2 protein-coding genes and 1 pseudogene are annotated in these 3,584 nt (G+C 63.3%); 2 read left to right on the plus strand and 1 reads right to left on the minus strand.

The window, feature by feature from the left end; all coding sequences use genetic code 11:
• Positions 1 to 387 (minus strand): annotated as a pseudogene (locus EOA38_RS30740) (oligoendopeptidase F); the annotation flags it as partial.
• A 155-nt stretch (positions 388 to 542) separates the two neighbouring features.
• On the opposite strand from EOA38_RS30740, the gene EOA38_RS30745 reads away from it, so the two are divergent.
• Positions 543 to 2,084: a sigma-54 dependent transcriptional regulator gene (locus EOA38_RS30745; RefSeq protein ID WP_126092145.1), complete on the plus strand. Its 1,542-nt coding sequence runs from the start codon at positions 543 to 545 to the stop codon at positions 2,082 to 2,084.
• A gap of 379 nt (positions 2,085 to 2,463) precedes the next feature.
• Positions 2,464 to 3,584: DUF882 domain-containing protein (locus tag EOA38_RS30750; RefSeq protein WP_127300996.1), on the plus strand; the 1,121-nt coding region annotated here is incomplete at its 3' end.

Consider the following 3,584-nt stretch of genomic DNA (forward strand, 5'->3'; position numbering starts at 1 on the left):
GCATCTTTTGTTCTTCGCGCTGGCATCGGTCATCTTCTCCTGGACGTCGCCGTAGAGTTTGGCGCGCTGCGGATCGGCGGTGTTGCCGGCATAGACCAGCCCCGCATAGGAGACGATGCGGCCGATCAGCTCCTCCAGCGCCTCATAGGCCTCCAGCGCCTCGCCGAGCCTGCCGGCGGTGCCGCGTTGGGCCTCGGCGGCCAAAGTGCCCTTCCAGCGCGCCTCGAAGGCGATGGCATCGGTTGCCGCGCTCGCGATGTCGCGCTTCAGCTCCGGCGCCTCCATGCCGGAATAAAGATCGGCGAGGTTCCATTCCGGCAGATCGCCAAGCTCCAGCGCGCCGTGACCAGACGCCGTTGCAAGCCGCCGACCAAACATCATGCGCATCAACAATACCTTTTTGAATCAGGGCCAGAATCAAAGGGAAAGGAGAAGCCGGTCAAATCCTAAGGAATTCGTTCACCGGGTTTTTTGAAACCTTATTTAGAACCCTGTGCCAAGATGATCCATGGGGATTTCTCTGGCGGGCAATTCAGACAGTCATGACAGGTTCCATACTCATAGTCGATGACGATCCCGTGCAGCGCAGGCTGCTCGAGGCGGCGGTGACGAAATTCGGCCATAGCGCCATCGTCACCGATGGCGGCGAGGCGGGCCTGGATGTGCTCGACGGGCCGAACGCCCGCGATGTTTCGGTCATCATTCTCGACCTGGTCATGCCCGGCCTCGACGGCATCGGTGTGCTGAAGGCGATGCGCGAGCGCGAGATCAACCTGCCGGTCATCGTGCAGACCGCGCAGGGCGGCATCGAGACCGTTGTCTCGGCCATGCGCCACGGCGCTTTCGATTTCGTCGTCAAGCCGGCCTCGCCCGACAGGCTGCAGACGTCGATTTCCAATGCCTTGAGGGTCGAGGCGGTCGAGGACGAGATGAAACGCACGTCGCGGCGTCGCGGCGGCCATCTCACCTTCAAGGACCTCATCACCCGCAGCCCGGCGATGGACCGGGTGATCCGCCTCGGGCAGAAGGCGGCGGCCTCCAACATCCCGATCCTGATCGAAGGCGAATCCGGCGTCGGCAAGGAATTGGTGGCGCGCGCGATCCAGGGCAGTGGCGACCGCCGCTCGAAGCCCTTTGTCACCGTCAATTGCGGCGCCATCCCCGACAATCTCGTCGAATCGATCCTGTTCGGCCACGAGAAGGGCTCCTTCACTGGCGCCACCGACAAGCACACCGGCAAATTCGTCGAAGCGCATTCTGGCACGCTGTTCCTGGACGAGATCGGCGACCTGCCGCTCGACGTCCAGGTCAAGCTGTTGCGCGCCGTCCAGGAGGGCGAAGTCGACCCGGTCGGCGGCCGCTCGACCGTCAAGGTCGACATAAGGCTGATCTCGGCGACCCATCGCAACCTTTTGCAGCAAGTCAAGGACGGCAAATTCCGTGAGGACCTGTTCTACCGGCTGAATGTCTATCCGATCTTCGTGCCGCCGCTGCGCGACCGACGTGAGGATATTCCCTATCTGGTCAAGCACTTCATGGAGAAGGTGGCACCGGCCGATCCGCGCCGCCGCCTCACCGGCATATCGGCCAAGGCGCTGGCGATGCTGCAGGCCTATGACTGGCCGGGCAACATCCGCCAACTGGAAAATGCGGTGTTCAGGGCGTCCGTGCTGGCCGAAGGTGAGTTGCTGACCGAAGAGGAATTCCCGCAAATCCGGGCGCAGGTCGAAGGCACGGTGAACCTGGGCGCCGAACCGGCGCCGGCCGCTGGACTGGCCGCGGACGAGCCGCAGCCAATCGATCAGGCCGCTGCCGACGAGGCCGGTGCCGCCCTGCGCGAGAGCGACGCCCTGGCGAGGCTGCAGCCCCGCTTCGGCACGCTCAGGGCCCTGGACGAGCGCGGCAACGTGCGGGCGCTGGCCGACGTGGAACTCGAGATGATCAAGCTTGCGATTGACCACTATAACGGTCAGATGAGCGAAGTCGCGCGCCGCCTTGGCATCGGGCGCTCCACGCTCTACCGCAAGTTGAAGGAATATGGCATTGACCCGGAAGCGGGCCGTCTCGACCGGCTTGCCTCCTGAGACGCTAGCCTAGCCCAGCTTCCCCGCCTAGAATTTGAATCAAATTGCCGCTTGCCGGTTCAGAAACTGCTGTTTTCCAGCAATTTCAGCGCCGGCGATCACGCATTGCGGCAAACGGTAACAGATCGTGTTTCGGCCCGAGCCGAATTCTTGATCTAAACCAGTGATTTACCACGATACGCGGTGCATCATTTTTGACGGGATATCGCCACGGTGTTACCGCATTTCGGCTTCAATAAGCGATGATTAACCATTAGAATCGATATTCGGATGTGAGAACCACGCATCCGTTTGGGCAAATCCGGGGACAAACGGTCAGCCTGCAAGGCCTTTTGATTTGAACCAAGTCGAACGACACACAGACGGGCGGCATTTTCATATGAGCGTCTGGCCAAGGTGGCTGACGTTTGTGATTTTGGCCGTCGGGTTCCTTTCGGCAGCCGCTTCCGGCGCGAAAGCCGAAGTCCGCACGCTGAAGCTCTACCACCTGCACACGCACGAAAAGGCCGAGATCGTCTACAAGCGCAATGGCCGCTACGATCCGGAAGGCCTGCGCAAGATCAACATCATCCTGCGCGACTGGCGCCGCAACGAGCCGACCAAGATGGATCCGCGGCTGCTCGACCTGGTGTGGGAAGCCTATCGTGAGAGCGGCTCGTCGGATTACATCCAGGTCGTCTGCGGTTATCGCTCGCCGTCCACCAACGCGTTGCTGCGCAGCCGCAGCCGCGGCGTCGCCGAGAAAAGCCAGCACATGCTCGGCAAGGCGATGGACTTCTATATTCCCGGCGTGCCGCTGAAGAAGCTGCGCAACATCGGCCTCAAGATGCAGGGCGGTGGCGTCGGCTACTATCCGAGTTCCGGCTCGCCCTTCGTCCACATGGATGTCGGCAACGTGCGCCACTGGCCGGGCATCAGCCGCCAGGAACTGGTCAGCCTGTTCCCGAACGGCAAGACGCTGCATGTGCCGAGCGACGGCCGGCCGCTGCCGGGCTATGAACAGGCGATGGCTGCCTATAAGGCGCGCAAGGGCTCGGGCACGCCCAATATCGAGCTGGCCAGCGCCGGCGGGTCGAGCAAGCGGTCCGGCGGGCTGCTTGCGGCCTGGTTCGGTGGTGGCGCCGACGAGGCCGACGACGATGCCGATGCTGGCGGCGGCGCACCGGAGCCCCAGCCCAAGGTCGTGAAGCAGGTGGCAGCAGCCAAGAGCAGCAACCTGCCGGGCATCGCGATCGTCTCGCCGCAGAACGCCAAGCGCGCCAACATCCCGCAGATCGCGGATGACAGCGCGGATGATTCGCAGCAGCAGGACACGCCGGAAACGATCATCGCCGCGTTGCCGCCGAAGGAGGTCCCGCTGCCCGCCTTCGCGCCGCGTCCGAAGGCCGATGTCGGCCAGCAGACGCCTGAAAACGTGCCGTTCGCCACGGCGGACGCCTCGGCCACGACCGAGCAGGCGGTGGCGACAGCGCATGCGCCGGTCAACGTGCCGTTCGGCAT

It is taken from the genome of Mesorhizobium sp. M1E.F.Ca.ET.041.01.1.1, assembly GCF_003997355.1.
Classification (GTDB): Bacteria; Pseudomonadota; Alphaproteobacteria; order Rhizobiales; family Rhizobiaceae; genus Mesorhizobium.